The organism is Bifidobacterium choerinum (assembly GCF_000741135.1).
Taxonomy (GTDB): domain Bacteria; phylum Actinomycetota; class Actinomycetes; order Actinomycetales; family Bifidobacteriaceae; genus Bifidobacterium; species Bifidobacterium choerinum.
This window is the reverse complement of record NZ_JGYU01000009.1, coordinates 54,123-77,995: the sequence shown is the minus strand read 5'-3', so window position 1 is coordinate 77,995 and position 23,873 is coordinate 54,123. Positions and strand designations below refer to the sequence as shown.

Here is a 23,873-nt window from a genome sequence, read left to right as displayed (position 1 = left end):
GGGCAATTCGTATATCACGGCGTCGCGCCGCCCAGACAGCCGCCGCGCTCAGGTCAGCTTCTGATGGTAGTGCGCGGCGAGTTCGGCGACCGGCGGCTCGCCGTATTTGCGCACGAGCCCGAGCCATTCGTCGCGGTTGGCTTCGCCGAAGCGCGCCGCCTTGCGCGCGTAGGTCGCGGCCGTCAGGAAACGCGGCGGCATCGATTTGCTGTTGTATTTGTCGGCGACCATGACGATCTCCTGTTCGAGGTTGACCGGCACGTAGTCGTCCGGCGGCAGCGGCAGATGCTGCCGTTCGACCGCCTCCCTGGTGAGCCCGACACCGGTGTGGTTGCGCGCGAACTGCGCGATCGACTCGTCGACGCCTTCGTCGAGCAGCAGCTGGTAGCCGAGCAGTCCGTGTTCGATGTAGTTGTCGCCGAACTTGAGCGGACCGCCGTCCGCGCCGTTCTCCCGGAGCACCAGATAGGTGCCGATGTCATGCACCATCGCGCCGCGCACCGCCGTGTCGACGTCGATGTACCGCGGCGGCACGAGGCCGCCGGCGATGCCGTCGGTCGGCGGCACGTCGGTCTGTTCGGCGCGCGCGTCAGGCAACGTGCAGCGGCGCATGAACAACGCGTTCTGCCGATGCGCGAGGCGGCGCGTGATGTCGGCGACGATGACGCAATGGGTGTGGATGAGATCGTATGCGGCCTGCGACGGCGCGACCTTGCGGTGTAGCGCGTCGATCTGCTCAAGTGTGGGAATCGTTCCGGTCATACCGCCATCGTAGCGCCGCAGGCGCATTATCCCGGTGGAACGACGTTCAGATCGAACGGATGCGGTAGGCGCCGGTGCGGTTGGACGCGACGATCATCCGGTTGTTGCCGAGCTCGCGCCAGCCTTCCGACTCCGGCTGCGCATAGCCGGAGCTCGTCACGACGACGCCGCGCATCGCAGCGCCGTCCACCGTGCCGCCGAGGTCGCGGTAGCGCAGCACCGCGTAGTCCTCGGCTTCGTCGGCGCGCCCATGGCGCGCGTAGACGTCCACGACGCCTTGGCGTGTCGGCTTGCCGCTCTCGGCGCGCAACGCGATGAACGTGTCCTTGCTTTGGATCATGCAGTTGTAGCTGCTGTCCGGATACGCGGCGCGCAGCTCCTTGACGGCCTGCGCGAGCGCCTCCTCGAGTTCGTAGCCGACGCCCAGGTATTGCAGCACCGTCGCGAAGTAGATCGCCGAGTCGGAACGGCCGCCGGTCTCCTGCACGAGGCTGTGGTCGATCGGATACGAACGGTTCGCCGTGATGTTGCGGCCCTGCGCGTCGGAGATGTCGCCGTTGTGGATGAAGCTCAGCCCGTTCGCGAAGAACGGATGCTGGTTTTCGAGGATGAGCGGCAGGTTGGAGCTGGCGAGCCGCAGATGGAACAGCGCGCTGCGTGCGCCGACTGACGCCAGTTCGTCGAAGATCGGGTCGTAGTGGGCGGCGATCGTGTTGCGGTACAGCGCCGATCCGGTCTCCGGGGACGGCGCGCCGCCGTCGGTCACATGCGCCGCGGCCGCCGGTTCGGTGATGAGCGCGGCGCCCCAGCCGTCATTGTGGATGACGCTCAGATCGCGGAACGCGGCGCACTCGCGCATGCCAAGCACCTGATGAAGGCTCGCGTTGACATCGTTCGTGGCGTATCCAAGCAATCTGCACATGAGACGTTACTGTAACCGCTGTCTGTTGCCGATGCGCGCTTTTCTCGCATTTTCGCTATTAATCGTACTTCTAGCGGCCTCAAAACCGCCCGGGGGACGCCGTTGCGGCCGGTGTCGGCGGCCGGACCTGCCGGCCGCCGACACGCCGTCGCGGACGTCACATGATGCGCTTGAGGCGCGGCGGGCGCACCGTGGACAGGAAGAGCGGCTGCACCTCGGTGACCGGGTCGTACGGCGCCAGGCCGAACCATTTGATCGGCGAGCCGGCCACATGACGGATCGCGTACTTGACGCGCAGCGCCATCGCCCCGCCGGATGACACCTTCGATTCGGGCATGAGCTCCTTATGGATCAGCACGTAACGGATCGGTCCGATCTCGGGATCGGCATCCACCTTCGGATAGTGCGTCGTCTGCTTCGGCAGTTCGCCCGAGCGCAGCAGGTCGTGCATGATCTGATGCAGGTACGCCGGGATCGACTGCGAGACCTTGAAGCCGAGGCGCATGCGCACACGGAACACGTAATCGGTGCCGAAGGTCTCCACCGAGTATTCGCGCGTGAACGGCTCGTCGGCGGTCTCCACGGAGACGGCCCACCATGCGCGCGCTCGCTTCGGGTGGTTCGCGAAGATCGAGAAGAAGATGTCCGTGTCGAAGCGGCACATCTCCTGATCGCTCGTCAGGTAGACGATGTTGTCCGAATAGTACGGCACCGTCGCGTCCTCATGCAGCCGTTGGAGCACCGGAAGGCATTCCTTGGGGCTCATATGGCGCCGCTGCGCGCGTTCGAGCATCGTGCCCTGGTCCCATGTGTACATGACGCCGAGGATCGCGAGCATGAGCATCATCGTGAACCAGCCGCCGTGCAGGAACTTCGCCATCGACGCGACGAAGAACATGACCATGATCGACGGGAACACGATCGCGAACAGCACGGCCGCGAACCGGGAGCGCAGATGCCACAGATAGACGGTCACGAGCACCGAGGTCATGATCATCGTGACGGTGAGCGCCAGACCGTAGGCGGCGGCGATGTGTTCGGAATCATGGAAGATCAGCAGCACGGACACCGTCGAGACGCACAGCACGGCGTTGATCATCGGAATGTACAGCTGCCCGCGCGTACGCGACGGATAGCGCACCTGCATATGCGGCATCCAGTTGAGGCCGGTCGCCTCCGAGACGATCGTGAACGCGCCGGAAATGAGCGCCTGCGAGGCGATGATGCCGGCGACCACCGAAAGCACGACGGCCACGCCGCGCACGCCCGGCGTCATCATCGCGAAGAACGGGTTCGGCACCGACTTCATGTAGGCGGCGTCACCGGCATGGTCCATGATCCACGCGCCCTGGCCGAAATAGCACAGCACGAGGGAGAGGTTGACAAAAGGCCACGTCAGGTAGATGTTGCCGCGCCCCACATGGCCCATGTCCGAGTACAGCGCCTCGGCGCCGGTGATGGACAGGAAGACGGTGCCCATCAGCGCGATGCCGGCGACGTTCTGCCCGCTGAACAGGAACGCGACGCCATGCACCGGGTTGAGCGCGCGCAGCACGCTCCAGTCGTTGGACATGTTCACCAGTCCCACGACGCCGATGAACAGGAACCAGACGAGCACGATCGAACCGAAGACGCGGCCGATGCTCTCGGTGCCGCGCGACTGGACCGCGAACACACACACCAGGATGACGAGGGCGATCATCTCGGTGAGCCCGGTGTTCTCCTCGAAGAGCCGTTCCAGCCCCGGCAGCGTCGTCAGGCCTTCGACGGCCGAGCTGATCGACATCGCCGGCGTGAGCACCGAATCCGCCAGGAACGCGGCGCCGCCGATCATCGCCGGCACGGCGAGCCATTTGCCGTAGCGGCGCAGGCGCGAATAGAGCGCGAGGATGCCTCCTTCGCCGTGGTTGTCCGCGCGCATGCAGATGAGCACGTATTCGACCGTCGTGACGAGCGTCATCGACCAGAACACGAGCGACAGCATGCCGATGACCGATCCGTCGGTCGTGTTCGCCATGCCTCCGCGCCCGTAGAGGAAGGTCTGCATCGTGTAGAGCGGCGACGTGCCGATGTCGCCGTACACGACGCCGAGCGCGACGAGCGCCATAGCGAGCGAGACCTTGTCGGGGCTCGATTGGAGTTTGCGCCATGCACGTCCGATGGGGCCCGACGTGCTCGTCGATTCCAGACGCTCGGCCTGCGCCTGCTTGAGCCTGTGCTCCTTGAGGATCTCCTCGCGCTCCTGCTTGGTCAGCACCTTGTGCGAGACCTTCGGAGCCTTCGTATACTGCGCGGCGCGCTTGAGCAGCGTGTCCTCGCCGTTGTCATCCGGCCTTTCAGCCATCACGGTTCCTTTCACGAGCAGGATCCAGCCGCCCGCATCACCGGGTTCGCCCCGTCCTTGCTCGCATTCCTTCAGCCGCGCGGATCCGCACTTGCAAAATATGCAATAGGGAATGATATCGCGCCGCGCCGGCGCCCCAACACTACCTTTGCTTACAGCACACCGGCGCCCGTACGGTCCACGGCGACGCCTACAATCCGCCGCCGGCGCCGCCGCGCACCGATGCGCAGGACACGGCGCACGGCGACGCGCCCCGTTGTTCAGACGCCGTATACCTCGCGGGTCGTGGCCCGCGTCGCCCTCGCGACGTCCTCGACCGACATCTGCAGATATCGGGCAAGGGAATGCAATGTGTATGGAATCATATACGGCGCATTCGTCCTTCCGCGATACGGCATCGGCGTCAGATACGGCGCGTCCGTCTCGACCATGACGTGGTCGAGGCCCACGATCCTCGCCGATTCGCGGATGCCGTCGTTGCCTTTGTAGCTCGACGTGCCGGAAAGCGACAGATACCATCCGTGTTCGCGCGCGATCCTCGCCATCTCGGCGTCGCCCGAATAGCTGTGGAAGACAGTCCTGCGCGGCGCGCCGTCGGCAAGCAGCGTTTCGATGACGTCGCGGTGCGCGTCGCGGTCATGGATCTGCATCGGCAGGTCGAGTTCCTTCGCGAGCGCGATATGCGCGCGGAACGCGTCGCGCTGCAGCTCCTTCGCGCTTTCGCCGGTACGGAACAGATCCATGCCGGTTTCGCCGATCGCGACGACCTGCTTCGGATAGGCTACGGCGATGCGGTGCACTTCGGCGATCGCGTCGTCGATGCCGACGTCGTGCCACGGCTTGTAACGCACCGGCAGCCCGTCCGGACCGGGCGCGCCGCGGTGGCCGTGGAGCACCGATTCGTTCGGATGGATCGCGATGGCCGCATGCACGCTGCCCGGGTGTTCCCTCGCCATGTCGACGGCCGTCATCAGGTCCGGCAGTTCGCAGCCGCAGTCGATGACGCCTTCGACGCCGACGTCGGCCGCCTGGCGCAGCAGTTCGTCGACACTGTAGACGGGCACCGGATCCTGCCCGCGCTCCTGCGCCTCGTGGCTCATCGCCTCGGAAAACGGCACGACCGATGCGACGTGCGTGTGGTTGTCGACGACCCGCGCGTCCGCGGGCAATGCCTCGGGCGCCGGCGCCCAGTTGCGGTCACGGTGCTTCCTGCTCATGCCTTCTCGGCCTCCTTCGCCGCGTCGGCGTCGTCGCCGTAGGTCACCGCGAAGATGCGCGCCGACGGCACGTCCAGGTTCGCGGCCGTCAGACACACCGTCTGCGGATCGACCTGTTCAATCGTCCATGGCTGTGCGTTCGGCGCATGCTCCGGATGTGCCGGGTCGGGGAAGACCTGCGTGATATGCGCGCCTTCGCCAAGTGTCAGATACATCGATTCGACGCCGCTGCGCCGCCACACGGCAAGGTATTCACAGTGGCCGTGGTCGTCGATGATATCGGCGACATCGGGGAACAGGTCCTTCGAGATCCGTGCATCGTGCCGTAGCCCATAGGCGAGCCACGAGTCCTTGAATCCGGGCAGCTCGTAAGGCCACCACGGCATCAGACGGCCTTGTTCGTCGAGCACCGCGCGATGCAGGGTGACGGCGTCGCGCACGAGCGCGAGGCGCATCGGGTCCATGCGGTTGATGAAGCCGGACAGGTACAGACGTCCGAGGATGCCTGCGGTCAGCGTGAAGACGGCGGTCTCGTCGTCCATCTCCTCCTGCGCGTAGCCCCAGTTGCCCTGCTGTTCGGGCAGCACCGTCATACCGGCGCCGGCGGCGATCGCCGCGTAGACGAGCGGATCGGCCTGATCGGAGGTCGACTGCAGGTCGAGCCTGCCGAGCATCGCGTAGTCGGCGCGCATCGCGCCGGATCCGCAGTTCTCGATGATGACGTCGGGGTGGCGGCGGCGCACGTCGTCGATCCAGTCCTGCACGGCGCGGCAATGCTCGAGCAGTCCCTCGCCGACCGAGTCGACGTTCACGTCGGTGCCGACGCCGGGCGTCGTGTTGTAGTCGAATTTGAAGTAGCCGATGCCGAATTCGTCGATGAGCCGGTCGACGGCGGCGCTCGCATGGTCGCGCGCGGCCTGCGAGCGGAAGTCGAGATGGTAGCGTCCCTGATCGGCGATGCGGCGGCCGTGGCGGCAGAAGAACGCGTCGTCGGGCAGCTCCTTGGCGAGTGGCGAACGCACGCCGACGACCTCCGGTTCGAGCCACAGGCCGGCGATCATGCCGTGGGCCTGGATGTCGTGGATGAGACCGGCGAGGCGCATCGTGCCGAAACGGTCGCAGGAGGGCTGCCATTCGCCGACCATGTCCCACCAGCCGCCGTCCTCGTCGTCGTACCAGCCGGCGTCGATGCAGAAGACGTCGGCGCCGACCTTCGAGGCGCCTTCGACGAGCGGCAGCTCCTTCTCGATCGTCGGGTCGCCCCACAGCGTGTTCATATAGTCGTTGTAGACGACGCGCAGCAGCGAGTCGTCGAAGACGTCGGAACGGCCCTGAATGGCCGCGTGGTGGCGGCGCAGCGCGCGGCGGTGCACCGTCATCTCGGCGACGGCGCGCTGCCAGTCGCCGCCGCAGATCGCGAAGGAGACGGGCACCGAGACGAAGTCATTGCCATCGCCGAGCATCGTGAACCACTGATGGTCGCGGTATTCGGGGCCGTAGGCGCTCACGCGGATGCCGGGGTCGTCCTCGCCGATCTCCCATTCCCATGCGCCGTTGTGCTCGATCTGCCACATGAAGGAGAACGGACGGGCGCCCGCGTCCTCGCTGTAGCCTTCGACGATGCCGGCCGGCTGGTATTCGCCGGTCGACCACGTCGACGACGAGCTGCGCGCGAACCGCGCCGACGACATGCCCGGATTGATCTGCTGGTCGCGGTCGCGCAGCGGCGTCGAGCGCAGCGGCTGGCAGCTCCACGCATTCTCGAGGTCCCAGGAGCTTTCGCCGGAGTAGATGAGCGTCTGCGCGTCGTCGAGACGGGCGGCCGCGAGCGGCAGCGTCACGTTCATCGACGAGACGGCCTCGACCGGGTATTCGTCGTCGTCGTGCAGCATCGTGTAGGTGCGCACGGCACTCAGGCCAGTGCGCGTCTTGAAGACGGAGATGACGAGCGGGCCGTCGCCGTTCGGGTCGCGCTGCACGATCGCGAGCGCGTCCATCGGCTTGGCGTTCGGGCCGCTGCCCATGCTTTCGTCCATCGGCGGCGAGACGAGCACCGCCTTGACGAAGCGCAGTTTGAGGCCGGCGGCCGATGCGGCGAGCTGCAGACGGTTGTCGCCGCCGCCGTCGACCGACGAGCGCAGTTCGACGATCGGCTGCGCGTCGGGCTCGCCCGGAATGTTCGCGTCCACCTGGCGCATGCCGCGTCCCGACAGGCCGACGAGCCGCACCGGCGCGTCCGCCGACGCCTCGAACACCATCGTGACGACGCCGTTGCCCCAGACGAACCTTCCGGATGCGTCGGGAATCAGACGACCCGCGATGCGTTCCTCACCACCCAGCATTCGCTCCACTACGCCAGTCATCGCCGTCGCCTTCCTCGTCTTCTTCCTCGTTCAAGCGCATGGCCAAGGCCGTCATGGCCGGCCATCCTCGTCCATTCCATTATGCACATGCGTTGTTTACGTCTGACCATGCTGTGCCACGCGAGGAAAACGCGGGGGAAGCACGACCACTTTCGCCGCGCCGACGCCCTCAGACCGCCACCGACACGCCGACGCCGGCGCCGGTTTGCTTAAGTTCCTACAGCTGTCAACAATGCAGGATGACCGTTACCGCCGAATGCACCATCCATCCGTGCCGGTGAACCACAGCGCACAGGAGCTATGAACACCACCGATGTACGTCGATCCGAAACACAACGAGCACGCCGGCAACCTCCGCTGGCTCATGGCCTACTGCAAGCCCGACCTGCCGCGCGCCGTCGGCGGCCTGACGCTGTACGCCGTCAGTGCAGCGATGGCGCTGGTCACGCCGCTGATCTCGGCGCGCATCGTCGACCAGGTCATCGAACAGCATCAGCTGCAGCTGCTCGCCAAGCTATGCATCCTGATGATCGTCGTCACAGTCGTGCGCGACGCCGCCTACTACGGCAACGCGATGTGGATGGAGCGCTTCGGGCAGAACACCGTCTTCCGTCTCGTCAGCGACGAATACGAGAAGCTGCACACGCTCGACTTCAACTACTTCAACCACACGCGCACCGGCGACATCATGAGCCGCATGACGTCGGACACCGACGCGATCCGCCATCTGCTCAGCTGGGTGAGCTATCAGGCGATCAACTGCGTCGTCATGTTCGTCGGTGCGCTCGTCATGATGACGTCGATCGACTGGCGGCTCGCGTTGGCGCTCGCCTGCGTCACGCCGTTCCTGTTCGTGCTCACGCGCAAGCTGTCGCAGCATGCGAAGCCGCTGTTCCTCGCGATCCGCAATTCGCTCGCATCGATGAATTCGATGGTCGAGGAGAACATCGAAGGCAACCGCGTCGTCAAGGCCTTCGTCCGCGAGGACTACGAGACGGAGAAGTTCGACGAACGCAACGACGACTACATGGAGCGCAACATGGACATGGCGCGCAACACGCGCCGCTACATGCCGTGGCTCGACGGCCTCGGCTTCTCGCTGCAGCTGATCACGATCGCGCTCGGCGGCTTCCTCGTGCTCAAGGGCAACATGACGCTCGGCGGCCTCGTCGCCTTCAACTCGTATCTGTGGATGATCGACTCCCCGATCCGCCAGTCCGGCTGGCTCGTCAACGACTGGCAGCGCTTCAACGCCTCCTGCGTCAAGATCCGCCGTCTGCTCACGGCGACGCCGCGCATCCGGGAGCCGCAGCCCGCCGACCACGATGACGCGTCCGTTGCGTCCGTTGCGCCCGTCGCGTCCGCCGAACGTACGACGACGCGCATGGCGGCGATGCCCGACCATATCGACGGCGCGATCCGCTTCGAACACGTCGACTTCGCGTTCCCCGACGACCCGGAGACGCCGATCCTGACCGACATCGACTTCGCGATCCCGGCCGGCGCGCGCCTCGGCATCCTCGGCGAGACCGGCGCCGGCAAATCGACGCTCGTCAACATGATCGCGCGCTTCTACGACCCGACGCGCGGGCGCGTCCTCATCGACGGCGTCGACGCGCGCGATTGGCCGCTGCGCACATTGCGCTCGCAGGTGAGCGTCGTCGCGCAGGACACGTTCCTGTTCTCCGACACGATCGGCGGCAACATCAGCTTCGGCGTCGACGGCGCGCACACGCCGTCGCCCGAGTACATCCGGCACATCGCGTTCATCGCCGGCGCCGACGACTTCATCGAGCGGATGCCCGAAGGCTACGACACCGTCGTCGGCGAGCGCGGCGTCGGCCTGTCCGGCGGTCAGAAGCAGCGGCTGAGCCTCGCGCGCGCGATCGCCGACGACCCGTCGATCCTGATCATGGACGATACGACGAGCGCCGTCGACATGGAGACGGAGGCGAAGATCCGGCAGCATCTCAACGAACTCGACGGCGACAAGACGATCGTGACGATCGCGCACCGCATCTCGTCGATCAAGGACAGCGACCTCATCCTCGTGCTCGAGCATGGCCACATCGTCGAACGCGGCACCCATGAGGAACTCGTCGCCAAGCACGGCAGATACTGGGCGATCTACCACAAGCAGCTCGGCGCGCAGTCCGGGCAGGCGCAGGGATATGCGACCGACGACGGGACGGACGCGCGCTGAGCGCGGCGAACGCAGAGAGGAGGAGACACGATGGCGAAACGCAACACCTTCCGCGAGGACGAGGAACTCGAGGAGCAGATCAATCTCGGCGACCTCAGGCGCATCACCGTCTACATGAAGCCGTACCGCGCGCGCATCGCGAAGATCGTGGCCGTCGTCATGTCGATGAGCTGCATCGCCGTGAGCGTGCCGTATCTGACGAAGGTCGTCATCGACGACGTGCTGCCGCACGGCGACTACGCGCTGCTCGGCTGGATATCGCTGCTCATGCTCGCATTGATCGTGCTGTACGAGATCGGGCTGCGCTACCGCACGCTGGAGATCACGCGCGTCGGGCAGCTCATGCTCAAGGACATGCGCCGCGACCTGTTCACGCATATCCAGACGCTGCCGTTCAGCTATTTCGATTCGCGGCCGCATGGCAAGATCCTGATCCGCGTCGTCAACTACGTCAACACGTTGTCGGACACGCTCAGCTCGGGGCTGATCAACGTCATCTCCGACGTGTTCACCTTCGTCATCACGCTGGTCATCATGTTCGTCATCGACTGGAAGCTCGCATTGTGGAGCCTCGTGCTGTTCCCGCTGCTGATCGTCGTCGTGCGCGTGCTGCAGCACTTCCAGCGCAAGGCGTACCAGAACCTGTCCAACAAGCAGAGCAATCTCAACGCCTTCATCCACGAGTCGATCGCCGGCGTCAAGACGACGCAGACCTTCGCGCGCGAACAGGAGCAGTACCGCACGTTCCAGGAGCAGCAGGGCGCGGTGCGCACGGCGTGGATGCGCTCGGTGCATCTGCAGTTCCTGATGTGGCCGAGCATCGAGATCATCTCGATGAGCACGATGGCGCTGCTGTACTACGTCGGCATCATGCACGTCGCCGGCGTCGCGGCGACGACCGGCACGTTGATCGCGTTCATCGGCTATGCGAACAACTTCTGGAATCCGGTCATCAACATCGGCAACTTCTACAACCAGCTGGTCACCTGCTCGGCGTATCTCGAACGCATCTTCGAGACGATGGACGTGCAGCCGGAGATCACCGATGCGTCCGACGCGGTCGAGCTGCCGCCGGTGCATGGGCAGGTCGATTTCAACGACGTCGTGTTCCGCTACGAACCGGACGGCAGGAACATCCTCAACCTCGTCGACCTGCACGTCTCCCCCGGGCAGACGGTCGCGCTCGTCGGCCCGACCGGCGCCGGCAAGACGACGATCATCAACCTGCTGTCGCGCTTCTACGACGTCGCCGATGGATCGGTGACGGTCGACGGGCACGACGTGCGCGACGTGACGCTCACGTCGCTGCGCCGGCAGATGGGCGTCATGCTGCAGGACACGTTCATCTTCTCCGGCACGATCCGAGACAACATCCGCTACGGGCGGCTCGACGCGACCGACGAGGAGATCGAGCGCGCCGCGAAGGCCGTGCACGCGCATGACTTCATCATGCATCTGCCGGACGGCTACGACACGGTCGTCGAGGAGCGCGGCGCGACATTGTCGATGGGACAGCGCCAGCTCATCGCCTTCGCGCGCGTGCTGCTCGCCGACCCGAGGATCCTGATCCTCGACGAGGCGACGAGCAACATCGACACGAAGACCGAGGAGGCGCTGCAGGCGGGACTCGACCATCTGCTCGTCGGGCGCACGAGCTTCATCATCGCGCACCGCCTGAGCACGATCGAGAACGCCGATGTCATCTGCTTCATCGACCACGGGCAGCTCGTCGAGCAGGGCACGCACGACGAGCTGATGGCGAGGCGCGGCCACTACTGGCGCCTCGTCGAATCGCAGTACGCGATGATCACCGACGCGATCGAATAGTCGGGCAGGTCGGACGGTGCGGGAAGAAAAAGGAAAAGAAAAAGCCGGCGGAGAGAAGGCCGCCGGCATTTCAATAGAGAGAAGAGAGAAGAAGGGTTCAGTTATGGGGTTCTGGAAGGAACCTCGTCGGCGAGCCTGTGGCGATCGCTGACAGGATTCATATAACCATCCGTTGCTGAGTGCGACGCTACGATTTTCTGAAAATTCCCTGAAAAACAGGCGCGGAACGGGAGAATCGGCCGGCGGCGCGCATGTGCACAGCCGACCTCAATGTCGCCAAAACGGCGCCATTCCAACGATTGTCCCACTTCCACCAGCACCGCCCCGCAGTTGTGTCCATCGCCGCGCCACCGTCACGACGCCCTTCGCCTCCAGCAAAACCCGCTGCGCGCCAACGCGCCGCACCCGACCTGCAACCTGCCGCGTCCGCGGAAATCCGCCTCCGCGAACGCCGCCGGCGCAGATCGCACCGCAGACGTTCACAACCGACCACCTTCGCGAACATCACCGACACAAACCGCACCCGAAACGTTCACAACCGGCCATCTCCGCGAACGCAACCGACACGAACCGCACCGCAGACGTTCACAACCGGCCAGACGGACCTCCCCGACGCATGGCGAAGGCCGGTGCAGGACGGATATCCATCCTCGCACCGGCCTTCGAAACCGCGGTCCGGACCGCCGATAGTCGCTTATTCGGCGAGCTTCGCCTGCTCGGCGGCGAGGCGCTGCGCCTCGGCCTCGCGGCGCGCGTTGAGCGCGGTCTCGAAGCGGGCGAGCTCCTCGTCGACGGCCTCGGCCGGGATCTTCGCGAAGATCGGCGTCGGCTTGGCGACCTTCGCGCCGACCTCGATCGGTTCGCTCCTCCACGGGCGCAGCGTTTCGCCGAGCACGTAGTCGCCGGTGATGATCGGGTAATGGAAGGCTGGGTCGTCAAGGTCGGTGACCTCTTCGATGTGCGGCAACGGCGAGAACGTGCCGGTGCCGCCGAGCGCCTCCCACACCTTCTGCGCCGAGTGCGGCAGGAACGGCGCGAGCAGGTGGTTCGCGTCGAGCACCGCCTGCGCGGCCACATGGAGCACCGTGCCCAGACGATCGGAATCGTCCTTGATCTTCCACGGTTCGGTCGCCGAGATGTACTTGTTGATGTCGCCGACGAGGCGCATCGCCTCGTTGAGCGCGTTCTTCTGATGATGCGTCTCGATGAGCGAGCCGACGGTGTCGAAGGCGGCCGCGGACTCGGCGAGCAGCGCGCGGTCCTCGCCGGTCAGCCTGTCCTCGGCGATCGGCGGCACTTCGCCGAAGTTCTTCGCGATGAGGTTCGCGACGCGGTTGATGAGGTTGCCCCACGACGCGGCGAGCTCCTCGTTGTTGTGGCGGACGAACTCGGACCACGTGAAGTCGGAGTCGGAGTTCTCCGGGCCGGCGACCGAGATGTAGTAGCGGACGGCGTCCACCGGATAGCGTTCGAGGATGTCCTTGACGTAGATGACGATGCCGCGCGACGACGAGAACTTCTTGCCCTCCATCGTCATGAACTCGGAGGCCACGACCTGCTCGGGCAGGTTGAGCGGGCCGAGCTGGCCGGCCTCGCCGCCCTTCGAACCGCCGCCGTTGTAGGCGATCATCTCGGAGGGCCAAATCTGCGAATGGAACGTGATGTTGTCCTTGCCCATGAAGTAGTAGCCGGGCGTCGACGGGTCGTTCCACCACTTGCGCCACGCCTCGGGGTCGCCGGAGCGCCGCGCCCATTCGATCGACGCGGACAGGTAGCCGATGACGGCGTCGAACCACACGTACAGGCGCTTGTTCGGGTTGTCGATCCAGCCGGGGACCGGGATCGGGATGCCCCAGTCGATGTCGCGCGTGATCGCGCGCGGCTTGACCTCGCGGAACAGGCCGATCGAGAAGTTGAGGACGTTCGTGCGCCAGCCCTGACGCGTCTTGAGCCATGCGAGGTTCGCATCGGCGAGCGCCGGCAGGTCGAGGAAGTAGTGCTCGCTCTCCTGGAAGATCGGCGTCTCGCCGTTGATCTTCGAGACCGGGTTGATCAGCTCGTCCGGGTCGAGCTCATTGCCGCAGTTGTCGCACTGGTCGCCGCGCGCGCCCGGCGCATGGCAGATCGGGCATTCTCCTTCGATGTAGCGGTCCGGCAACGTGCGGCCGGTCGACGGGGAGATCGCGACCTTCTGCGTGCCCTTGTAGATGTAGCCGTTTTTGAGGCACTGGCGGAACAGTTCCTGGACGACGAGTTCGTGGTTCTTCGTCGTCGTGCGCGTGAACAGGTCGTAGCTCAGGCCGAGCTTGCACAGATCGGAGGCGATGACGCGGTTGTAGCGGTCCGCGAGCTCCTGCGGGGTGACGCCTTCCTTGTCCGCTTCGACGAGGATCGGCGTTCCGTGCTCGTCGGTGCCGGAGACCATGAGCACGTCGTTGCCCTTCATGCGCTGGTAGCGCGCGTAGACGTCCGAAGGCACACCGAAGCCCGCGACGTGGCCGATATGACGGGGGCCGTTCGCATACGGCCAAGCGACATTCACCATAATATGAGTCATGCGCCGATTATCCGGCAGCACGCGGACACCACCGCATCACGCGAGGCCCCGCCGGCAGCGGCGTGCGGCCGCGCCGCGACCGGCGCGCAGACCCATCCCATGCGATCGCGCCGTCATCCGCGCACCGCCCCGTCCGGGCGTACCGCATGGCGCAACGCCAACAACCGCCGTGCGGCCGGCATGTGGATAACGTGTGGATGCATCCACGACGATGTCCACAACGCACCGCCCCGTCCACATCGTCATCCACACGCGGTGGGCATCCCACGCCGGTTATCCACATTTGCACATTGTTCGCCGCTCGCCTTGCACCTCCGCGCGCCCCGACCCTACGCTCGTCCCATGCGCCATGACGCACATCCCGTGCCGACGGCGCATGCATGGCGTGTCCGGCCACCGATCGACGGCAACCGACGCCACGGGCTTCGTCACCCGGCCGGACACGCCGCCCATCACGAGCGGACGTGCGCAGACGCGCCGACGAGTGCCGGCGCGAGCCGGGGACGAGGAGAGGAGGCATGACCGATGGGCGTTCATGACCGGCATACCGAGGCCTACCAGCCGATGCTGCCGCTGTGGCAGCCGCCGGCGGACGACGAACGGCCGCGCTCGACGCATGACGACAAGCGCCGCCAGCCGTGCATCGACCTGCGCAAGGCGGCTTGCTTCACCTACGACGACGCAGGCGTCGACGGCCTCTTCCCCCGCCACGACACGACGCGGAGGCCGCATGACGGCACCGCCCCGGACGGCGCGAGGAGCCGCCATATGGGCGCCGGCGACGACGACGCGACCACGCAGACGGTCCTGTACACCTACGACAACCTCCCCGGTCCCTTCGCGATGCGCAGCCTCGTGCGCGCCGGCGCGCTCGTCGCGCTCGACGAACGCCACGCCTACCGCAGCGCCGATGGCGAGACGCTGTACGGCCGCGCCGCGATCGTCGCGGCGATGCTGCCGAACCCGCAGCTCGTCGCCTGCGGCCGCGCGGCGGCATGGGTGTGGCTCGGCGGCGAGTTCCCGAGCGCCGTCGACGTCCTGTCGACGACGCACTACCGCGCGCCGCTGATGGGGCGCCCGATCAACGTGCGCGAGCGGCGCGTCCCGCCGAAGCAGACACAGCCGGTCGGACCGCTGACCGTCACGACGCCCGAGCGCACGGTCTGCGATCTGGCGATGTGCCCGCCGGAGGACATCTACGAGCAGTCGCTCGACGAACTGATCCTGCAGCTGCTGCGCCATTTCAGCATCGACATCGAAGACTGCTTGCTCATTCTCGAGGGCTGCGCCTACCTGCATGCGGCGCAACGGGCGCGCGAGGTGATCGCTGATTTCGCCTGCATCGCCTGACCACGCCGACGGCGGCCGATGCCGCGCCGACGCCCATACCGCCGCCGTTGTTCGACACCGGCGGCTACAGTATCCAGTTATCGACGACCATCGGGGGATTTCCATGTCTATGTCTCATCGTCGCGGTTGCGCGAAACGCGCACGCGCCGCACATCGCCGCCTCGAATCGACGCGAGCCGAGGATTGCGCCGCAAGCGAATCGTGCGTCGAGCCGCTGACGCCGCCGGCGCCGCCGATCCGTCTGACGCCGACGGTCGCGAGCGACCCGGACACGCCGATCGAGGTCCTGTGGCATATCGCGCGCCACGCGCCGCATCTGCGCAAATGGGTCATCGTCAACCGTTCCGCCGACGCGAACCTGCTCGAATACATCTCCCAGCAGGGCGGTCCTGGCGTGCGCGAGACATTGCAGATGCTGTTCGACTCCGTCGACCGCGCACGCGCATAACCCACCACCCATAGCGAGGACGGCGACGCGCGTCCGCCGCCTCAGCGTCCGCCTCGCGCGGCGAGCACGGCCGCATACACCTGTTTCTTGTTCGCGAGCGCGCCGTCCACCCCTGGATGCTCGGCGACGACCGTCGCGATCGCGTCCTTGATGCGCACGTCGTGCTCCTGCGCGTAACGCGTCGCGAGCGCGGCGAGCGCCTCGACGCCCAAGGTCTCGCCGCCGTCCTCCTCGCCGTCCTGCGCGCCGCCGACGACGAGCACCATCTCGCCGCGCGGCGGGTCGTCCTCGACGCCCCGCCTGATCTCGCCGATCGTGCCGCGCCGGATCTGCTCGTAGTCCTTCGTCAGCTCGCGGCACAGCGCCATCGGCCTGTCGGGGCCGAAGATCTCCTCGAGGTCGGCCATCGCATCGGCGATGCGGTGCAGCGTTTCGTAGAACACGACCGTGCGCCGTTCGCCTTTGAGCGCGCGCAGATGCTGCACGCGTTCGGCGTGCTTGCGCGGCAGGAACCCCTCGTAGCAGAAGCGGTCGGTCGGCAGCCCGGACAATGCGAGCGCGTCGAGCACGGCGGAGGGCCCCGGCGCGCAGGTCACCGGCAGTCCGCGTTCGATTGCGCGGCGCACGATCGCCAGTCCCGGATCGTTGATCGTCGGCATGCCGGCGTCGGAGACGACGAGCACCGTCGCACCGGCGGCCACCTCGTCGAGCAGCCCGTCGGCCTTGCCGCGTTCGTTGTGGTCGTGGTTAGCGACGACGCGTCCCGCCACATGCACGCCGAGGCGGTTCGCGAGCGCGTACAGGCGGCGCGTGTCCTCGGCGGCGACGATGTCGGCGCGTTCGAGCAGCGCGACGAGACGCGCCGACGCGTCCGCCGTGTTGCCGATCGGCGTCGCCGCGAGTACGACCGTTCCACGTGGAACATGCACGTCGAGCGCCGCGTCGCCGAGTTCGACGTCAACCTGCGTCGCCGTCCCGTCGTCCGTCCGCCCGTCCGTATCAGGGCCCGCCGCGTATCCGTTGCCATGCGTTTCGTCATCGATGCTGTGTGCCGTCATGCCTTCAGTATGCCGCGCGCGTCTCCCAAACGCGCCGCCATGCACGGTCGACGCCATACACGACCTCCGGTAGCGTGGGACACGCGCGCCGGACGACGGCATCGCCGGCGCCACGATGTCCGGGAGGTTTGAGATGTCCGCTGCCAGGTCCTTCACCACCGCCATGTTCGCGCTCACCCGTCCGCGGCACGGCCGGCGCGCAAGCGACGTCGCCGAGAACCCCACGGCCACGCGCATCCCGCCGCTGTCCGCACCGGTCTCGTGGGGGCTGACGCTCATCGTCGCGCTCTTCGGCGCGCTGCTGCGCATCATCCGCCTCGGTGAACCGCGCGCCGTCGTCTTCGACGAGACCTACTACGTCAAGGACGCATGGACGATGCTCAACACTGGCGAACCGCGCGACTGGCCCGACACCGTCGTCTGGAACGGAGAGCGAGTCAGTCCGAACATCCCCTTCGCCGCCGGCGACGTCGACGGATGGCTCGACTCGGCCGAATACGTCGTGCATCCGCCGATGGGCAAATGGCTCATCGCGTTGGGGCTCAGGCTGTGCGGCGGCGCGCAGCACGTCTGGGCGTGGCGCATCGCGACGGCGCTCGCCGGCGTCGTGGCGATCGTCATCCTGATCCGCCTGGCGCTGCGCCTGTGGCATAACATGCCGGTCGCGCTCGTCGCCGGCTATCTGATGGCGATCGACGGCGTCGGCATCGTGCTGAGCCGCACCGCCCTGCTCGACAATTTCATCATGGTGTTCGCGCTCGGCGCGTTCATGCTGCTCGTCATGCACCGCGACTGGTCGCGCCGGCGTCTGTTCGCCGCGCATGAAGCCGACCCGGACGCCAAGCCGCCGCAGATCGCATGCTCCTGGTACCGCGTCGGCGCCGCCGTGCTGCTCGGCCTGGCGACCGGTGTCAAATGGTCCGGCACCTATTTCTTCGCCGTCTTCTGCATCATCAGCGTGCTGTGGGACGCCTGGCTGTACCATCAGGCCGGTTACCGGCACTGGTTCCTCAACGCCGGCCTCGGCTCCGGGCTGCTCGCCGCGCTGTATATGATCCCGCTGTACGCGCTGAGCTATCTGGCGACGTGGATCGGATGGTTCATCCATCCCGACTCCTACATGCACGACTGGGCGCTCTCCCATCCCGGCCAGGGCGTCGCATGGCTGCCGCCGACGTTGCGTTCCTTCGTCGAATACCACCGGCAGATGTGGCAGTTCCACACGACGCTCGACGCGCCGCACGACTACAAGGCGAACCCGCTGACCTGGCCGCTGCAGATCCGTCCGACGAGCTTCTACTGGGAGAAGCCTTCCGGCCATCCCGGCCTGTGTTCGCTCGCGCCGAAAAGCGAATGCGTCGCCGCGGTGACGTCGCTCGGCAACCCGATCATCTGGTGGCTCGGATCGCTGTGCACGCTCGTCGCGATCGGCATCGCGATCTGGAGGCGCGGCGACTGGCGCATCTGGGCCGTGCTCGCCGGCTTCCTCGCTGGCTGGCTGCCTTGGGCGCAGTATCTGCACCGCACGACCTTCACGTTCTATTCGATCGTGCTGCTGCCGTGGATCACCCTCGCGATCTGCTATGTGCTCGACTGGATCCGCGAGACCTGCACATCGGCGCTGTGGCGCGCGACGCTGATCGGCGTCCTCGTCGTGACGACGCTGATCTCGATCTTCTTCTACCCGATCTGGACGGCGATGCCGGTGCCGTACGAGTTCTGGCTGAGCCATATGTGGCTCGACTCGTGGATCTGACGGGCGCCCGGATATCCCCACCAGAATATTTCGACGAATGAACTAATATGGTCGACGGACCGTCCGCCCCCCCCCACGGCGGCGACGTCGACGTCGCCGACGACCCGAACAAAGGAGTGCCATGCAGTATTTCGAGACCACGATCGCCGGCATCGACGGCACCGACGCGCGCTTCGCCGGCTACATCCCCGACAACTATCCGGACATCGACCCCGATCGACGCCGCCCGGCCGTCCTCGTGCTGCCCGGCGGCGGCTACGAGATGACGACCGGCCGCGAGGGCGAGCCGATCGCGTTCCGATTCCTCGCGCACGGCTGCGACGCCTTCGTGCTGCACTACTCATGCAAGCCGTCCATCTACCCGACCGCCGTGCTCGAGGTGGCCGAGGCGGTGCGGCTGATGCACGATCACGCCGACGAATGGCACGTCGACACGTCGCGCATCGCCGTCATCGGTTTCTCCGCGGGCGGCCATCTCGCCGCCGACTTCGCGACGAGCGCCTCCGACGACGTGATGCGCGCCCACGGCTATGATCCGGACATGCTGCGACCGGCCGCGCTGATGCTGTCCTACCCGGTCATCAGCGCCGGCGAACACCGCCACGACGGCAGCTTCCGCGCACTGCTCGGCGAGCGCTACGCCGACCCCGACATGATGCGCGAGGTCTCGATCGAGGAGCACATCGGCGCGAAGACGCCGCCGGTCTTCGTCTGGCACACGGTGCCGGACGACTGCGTGCCGGTCGAGAACACGCTGCTGCTCATCGCCGCCTGCAAGGCCGCGGATGTGCCGATCGAGGCGCATCTGTTCCCGACCGGCGGACATGGCCTGTCGCTCGCAACAGCCGAGACCGCATGGGGCGGCACCGACGGCATCGAACCCGGCGTCGACGTCTGGCCGTCCCTCGCCTTCCGGTGGCTCGACCGCGTCTTCGCGCGCTGAGTCCGCACGACGCGCACCGACGGCGCACGCCGCTACACCATGCGCGCTACACTATGTGCACGGCGTGCACCGCATGCGCACGTCGGGCCGCACCCTCCCGCGCACGCCCGATCCCCCGTCTTCATCGTCGATCGTCGTCGACGCGACGCCGAGCAAAGGACCTATGATGACAGTCGCCGCATGGCAGCAGATCCTAGACCAGCATGGCATCTCCAACGAGCCGCGCAAACCGCTGCTCGCCTCCCATGAGGTCACGGTGCGCGACACGACCTCCGGCAAGCGCTTCGTCAAGCGCAAGCGCATGAGCCAGGAGGAGCGGCATCTGCAGATCCTGCGCGCCGCGTCGAAGACGATCGCCGTCAAAGGCTACTGGGGCATGTCGCTGCAGGATATCTCGGACGAGATCGGCATCAGCGAGGCCGCGCTCTATCATTACATCGACTCCAAGGAGGATCTGCTGCGCATGGTCCTGTCGGAAGGCTACGACACGACCGAATCGAACGAGTTCGCCGCGTTGAGCGCGTCGGCGGTCGACGGCGACGGCCACCGCATCTACTGCTATCCGCGTTACTGCCTGAACACCGTGCTGTACAACATGCAGCGTCCGGAGATGATTCAGCTGTTCTGCGTGCTCAGCGGCGAGGCGCTCAACCCCGACCATCCGGCTCACCGTTTCTTCACCGGCCGCCATATGCGGCTGTGGGAGATGGTCGGTTCGATGAATTGGCTGCTGCCGCGCGGCATGACCGAGGAACGTTTCTTCGATCTGTTCACGCTCGCGCAGTCGGCGATGGACGGCCTGCAGCAGCGTTGGCTCGCCGACGAATCAATCGATCTGCTCGAAGAGTGGGTGCGCTTCAGCGACGTCATCTTCCCGCGTGCGCTGTGGGAGGGCTGCATGGACCCGTCGGAGCTCGACGCGCACGACACGCGCTGCCTGCTGCCGTACACGCTACAGGAGCTCGGCTGAGCGACCTTCCGCTCAGCGCGCGCCGACGGCGAGCACGTCGCTGGCGCCGCCATGTTCGACGACTTCCTCGACGAACATGAAATAAGCGCCGACCAGCCCGGCGTTGCCACTGTGGCGGCAGCGTTTGATCTGCGTTTTGAACGCCTTCCAGTCACGGATCGTGTTCAGCGCGTCCTCGAGCATCGGCACGAGCGCCGGCTCGCGGCTGATGCTGCCGCCAACGAGCACGATCTGCGGGTCGACGGCGACGACGGTGTTGAAGATGGCGACCGCCACGTAGCGCAGCCACCGTTCGACGATTGCGCGCACGCGCGGATCGTCGAGCTTGTGGAACAATGTGCTCGGCAGCACGTCGCCCTCGTTGACGCCAAATTCCTCGGCGTACCACTGCGAGAGTTTCATCGTCGAGACGAAGTCATGCAGCGGCAGCGAGCCTGCGGAATCGTAATTGATGATCATCGTGCCGAGTTCGCCGGCCCGCCAATCCTTGCCGCGCCGCAGCTTGCCGTCGAGGAACAGCGCGCCGCCCATGCCCATGTCGAGCGTGATGAGCACGAAATCGTCGCATTTGCGCGCGTTGCCGGTCATTTTTTCGGCCATCGCCGCGCAGTTCGCGTCGTTCTCCATCCATGTGGGGATGTCGACGCCGAGGCGCGCCGTCAGTTCGGCGCCGATGCGCTGTTTGTACAGGATGCGCAGCGCGCCGGCTGTCTCCGCTGTCTGCGTGCGCGGATTGATGAATCCAGGCATGCTGATCGCGATGCCGTCGAGCTGCACGCCGAGTTTGCGCACGACCTGCACGAGCGCGTCGTAGAATTCGTCGAGATCGGTGTTCGGCGTCGCGAAAGTGCCGGGAATGCCCATCCGTCCGTCGGTGAACAGTGCGTACCGCGTGAAGTTCGTGTTGATCTCGAACGCGAGCACCTGATGCACGCCGCTGCGTTTCGTCATCGTTCGCTCCTCTTTGTCCGTCCTCGCCAATTGTACCGACGACGTGCCCATATCGGCCGGGGCGGTCCGCCATTGCGGCGCCGCCCCGGTACGTAGCTCATCGTTGCACGTCGTTCATCGTTGCGGCGTCGCGACTTGCACGTCGTTCTCAAACAGCAGCACCGCGAAGGGGTCGAGCACGATTCGTTCACCGTCCGCGCGCTCCCACACGCGCGTGGCGTCGCCGGTGTTCGTCACGATTGTGTACACGGTGCCGTCGTCGCCGACGCGACTGGCGACCTCGACGTCCTCGGGCGCGTCGATCGTCGCCACGCCGGCCGTGCGCAGCATGTCGTCGAACAGCGCGTCGATGCCGACTTCGTCGAGCGCGGTGCCGACGAAGACGGCGCAGCCTTCGCCGACCTCGTGCGCGGTGACGGCCGGCGTGCCCGCGTAGAAGTCGTCGGCGCCGTAGGTCGCAAGCGTGCGCGCACCTTCCGGCTCGATGATGCTCGCGACGATCGTGCCCGAGCAATCGACGTCCGCGCCGCCGACGTTGAGGCGCACCGGCACGCTCGCGCCGGGCGCGACCGCGTCGATCTCCTCGACCCACACGCCGCACAGACTGCGCAGCGGCCCCGGATAGCCGCCTTCGATGACGAGATCGTGCTCGTCGTGGATGCCGGACATGTATCCGGTCACGAGGACGCCGCCGCCGGCGACATAGCGTTCGAGATTGTCGGCGACGCCCGGCTTGACCATGATCAGCGTCGGTGCGACGACGAGATCGTAGCGGCGCAGCGTCTCCAGATCGGCCGTGCTTTCGATGATGTCGACAGCAACATTGCGCTTCCACAGCGCACGGTAGAAGCGATGCACTTCGTCCGGATAGTGCAGGCCCTGCGTCGGGCCGACGCAACCTTCGAGCGACCAGTAGTTCTCCCAATCGAAGACAACGGCAACCTTCGCGTCGACGCGCGCGCCCATGATGCGCTTCGCACGTGCGGCGACGTCGGCGCCAAGCGCGCGGACTTCGCGGTAGGTGCGGGAGCGGTCGGAATCGTCATGGCCGATGACGGCGCCATGGAAGCGCTCGCAGCCGCCGATCGACTGCTTGAGCTGGAAGAACTGTACAGTGTCGGCGCCGTGCGCGACGGCCTGCCAGCTGAGCTTGCCGACCTCGCCGGGACGCTTGACCTTGCAGTACGGGAACCAGTTCTGCTGGTTCGGCGTCTGCTCCATCAGCATGAACGGCTTGCCGCCGCCGACGCCGCGCATCAGATCGTGGCACATCGCCGTGAAGCTCGGCTGCGTATCCATGCCCGGATAGTTGTCCCAGCTGACGACGTCCATCTCACGACCCCACGCGAAGTAGTCGAGATCCTTGAACGTTCCCATCAGATTCGTCGTGATCGGCGTCTCCTGATCGAATTCGCGGATCGCGTCACGTTCGAGGCGGAAGCAGTCGAGCATCTGCTCGTTCTGGAAACGGCGGTAGTCGATCTGCAGACCGGAGATCACGCATTTGTCGGTGCCGATGCCATCGCCGTAGGTGACGGGCGGCGCGACCTCGTCGAAATCGTAAATCGTATGGCTCCAGAAGTTCATGCACCATGCGCGGTTGAGCGCCTCGACGGTGCCGTAGCGGGCGCGCAGCCAGTCGCGGAACGCAGCCGCGCAGGTATCACAGTAGCAATAGCCGCCGCCGTTGCCGTACTCGTTGTTGACATGCCAGGCGACGAGGCCGTCATGGCCCGCGTAGCGGCGCGCGACGGCCGAGGCGAGCGCCTGCGCGCGCTCGCGGTATTTCAGCGAGCTCGGGCAGAAGTTGTGGCGGCCGCCGAAGATCTGCTGCGTGCCGTCGACGCCTTTGCGCATCACATGCGGGTACTTGCGCGCCATCCACGCCGGCACGGCGGCCGTGCCGGTCGCCATGACGATGCGGATATCGTGGCGGTCGAGCGATGCGACGATCGCGTCGAGCATCGAGAAGTCGTAGTCGCCTTCGCTCGGTTCGAGCAGCGCCCACGAGAACACGTTGATCGTCGCCTCGTTGATGTGCGCATGCTCGAGCAGTTCGAGGTCATGCTCCCAGCTGTCCTGTGGCCACTGTTCGGGGTTGTAGTCGCCGCCGAAGAGAAAATCGTCGAACATCGCCGTCATCGTATCGCTCCTTCGCATAGGACGGCACCGTCGCCGTCCGAATCGCCATCAGTCTATCGT

16 protein-coding genes are annotated in these 23,873 nt (G+C 66.1%); 7 read left to right on the top strand and 9 right to left on the bottom strand.

Annotated elements, in window-relative coordinates:
• Positions 1-48: 48 nt before the first annotated feature.
• The 5 genes from BCHO_RS06940 to BCHO_RS06920 form a co-directional block, all read right to left on the bottom strand.
• Positions 49-762 carry an HD domain-containing protein gene (locus tag BCHO_RS06940; RefSeq protein ID WP_024541577.1) on the bottom strand — a complete coding sequence of 238 codons (714 nt, stop codon included), beginning with the start codon at positions 760-762 and terminating at the stop codon, positions 49-51.
• Positions 763-808: 46 nt separating this feature from the next.
• Positions 809-1,684 carry a class II glutamine amidotransferase gene (locus BCHO_RS06935; protein ID WP_024541576.1) on the bottom strand — a complete coding sequence of 292 codons (876 nt, stop codon included), beginning with the start codon at positions 1,682-1,684 and terminating at the stop codon, positions 809-811.
• 157 nt (positions 1,685-1,841) lie between these two features.
• Complete coding sequence (locus tag BCHO_RS06930) at positions 1,842-4,028, bottom strand: KUP/HAK/KT family potassium transporter (RefSeq protein WP_024541575.1); 2,187 nt, start codon at positions 4,026-4,028, stop codon at positions 1,842-1,844.
• A 260-nt stretch (positions 4,029-4,288) separates the two neighbouring features.
• Positions 4,289-5,245, bottom strand: coding sequence for a TatD family hydrolase (locus tag BCHO_RS06925; protein ID WP_024541574.1), 957 nt, complete (start codon positions 5,243-5,245; stop codon positions 4,289-4,291).
• A complete protein-coding gene (locus BCHO_RS06920; protein WP_024541573.1) occupies positions 5,242-7,587 on the bottom strand; it encodes a beta-L-arabinopyranosidase in 2,346 nt (781 codons plus the stop codon). Before BCHO_RS06920 ends, BCHO_RS06925 begins: the two co-directional genes overlap by 4 nt.
• A gap of 334 nt (positions 7,588-7,921) precedes the next feature.
• Here BCHO_RS06920 and BCHO_RS06915 point away from each other — a divergent pair, with 334 nt between their 5' ends.
• Together BCHO_RS06915 and BCHO_RS06910 are read left to right on the top strand one after the other, a co-directional pair.
• The gene (locus BCHO_RS06915; RefSeq protein WP_024541572.1) at positions 7,922-9,811 is read left to right on the top strand and encodes an ABC transporter ATP-binding protein; all 1,890 of its coding nucleotides are present in this window, start codon (positions 7,922-7,924) and stop codon (positions 9,809-9,811) included.
• 30 nt (positions 9,812-9,841) lie between these two features.
• Entirely contained in the window at positions 9,842-11,638 is a 1,797-nt protein-coding gene (locus BCHO_RS06910; RefSeq protein ID WP_024541571.1) for an ABC transporter ATP-binding protein, read from the top strand.
• A 694-nt stretch (positions 11,639-12,332) separates the two neighbouring features.
• Here BCHO_RS06910 and metG read toward each other — a convergent pair.
• The gene (metG, locus tag BCHO_RS06905) at positions 12,333-14,195 is read right to left on the bottom strand and encodes a methionine--tRNA ligase (RefSeq protein WP_024541570.1); all 1,863 of its coding nucleotides are present in this window, start codon (positions 14,193-14,195) and stop codon (positions 12,333-12,335) included.
• 525 nt (positions 14,196-14,720) lie between these two features.
• Here metG and BCHO_RS06900 point away from each other — a divergent pair.
• Together BCHO_RS06900 and BCHO_RS08860 are read left to right on the top strand one after the other, a co-directional pair.
• Positions 14,721-15,545 (top strand): hypothetical protein, encoded by an 825-nt coding sequence (locus BCHO_RS06900; protein ID WP_024541569.1) that lies wholly within the window; start codon positions 14,721-14,723, stop codon positions 15,543-15,545.
• Positions 15,546-15,654: 109 nt separating this feature from the next.
• Positions 15,655-15,993: a variant leucine-rich repeat-containing protein gene (locus BCHO_RS08860; RefSeq protein WP_024541568.1), complete on the top strand. Its 339-nt coding sequence runs from the start codon at positions 15,655-15,657 to the stop codon at positions 15,991-15,993.
• A 41-nt stretch (positions 15,994-16,034) separates the two neighbouring features.
• On the opposite strand, the gene rsmI is transcribed toward BCHO_RS08860, so the two are convergent.
• Positions 16,035-17,051 carry a 16S rRNA (cytidine(1402)-2'-O)-methyltransferase gene (rsmI, locus tag BCHO_RS06890; protein WP_024541567.1) on the bottom strand — a complete coding sequence of 339 codons (1,017 nt, stop codon included), beginning with the start codon at positions 17,049-17,051 and terminating at the stop codon, positions 16,035-16,037.
• A 133-nt stretch (positions 17,052-17,184) separates the two neighbouring features.
• Here rsmI and BCHO_RS06885 point away from each other — a divergent pair, with 133 nt between their 5' ends.
• From BCHO_RS06885 to BCHO_RS06875, 3 genes are all read left to right on the top strand, one after another.
• Positions 17,185-18,807, top strand: a complete 1,623-nt coding sequence (locus tag BCHO_RS06885) for a dolichyl-phosphate-mannose--protein mannosyltransferase (protein ID WP_081708005.1) — start codon at positions 17,185-17,187, stop codon at positions 18,805-18,807.
• Positions 18,808-18,928: 121 nt separating this feature from the next.
• Positions 18,929-19,750 carry an alpha/beta hydrolase gene (locus tag BCHO_RS06880; protein ID WP_024541565.1) on the top strand — a complete coding sequence of 274 codons (822 nt, stop codon included), beginning with the start codon at positions 18,929-18,931 and terminating at the stop codon, positions 19,748-19,750.
• Positions 19,751-19,913: 163 nt separating this feature from the next.
• Positions 19,914-20,720: a TetR/AcrR family transcriptional regulator gene (locus BCHO_RS06875; RefSeq protein WP_237743062.1), complete on the top strand. Its 807-nt coding sequence runs from the start codon at positions 19,914-19,916 to the stop codon at positions 20,718-20,720.
• Positions 20,721-20,732: 12 nt separating this feature from the next.
• Here the strand turns inward: BCHO_RS06875 and BCHO_RS06870 are convergent, their stop codons facing one another.
• Together BCHO_RS06870 and BCHO_RS06865 are read right to left on the bottom strand one after the other, a co-directional pair.
• Positions 20,733-21,671 carry an ROK family protein gene (locus BCHO_RS06870; RefSeq protein ID WP_024541563.1) on the bottom strand — a complete coding sequence of 313 codons (939 nt, stop codon included), beginning with the start codon at positions 21,669-21,671 and terminating at the stop codon, positions 20,733-20,735.
• Positions 21,672-21,785: 114 nt separating this feature from the next.
• Positions 21,786-23,813, bottom strand: coding sequence for a beta-galactosidase (locus BCHO_RS06865; protein WP_024541562.1), 2,028 nt, complete (start codon positions 23,811-23,813; stop codon positions 21,786-21,788).
• Positions 23,814-23,873: the final 60 nt, after the last annotated feature.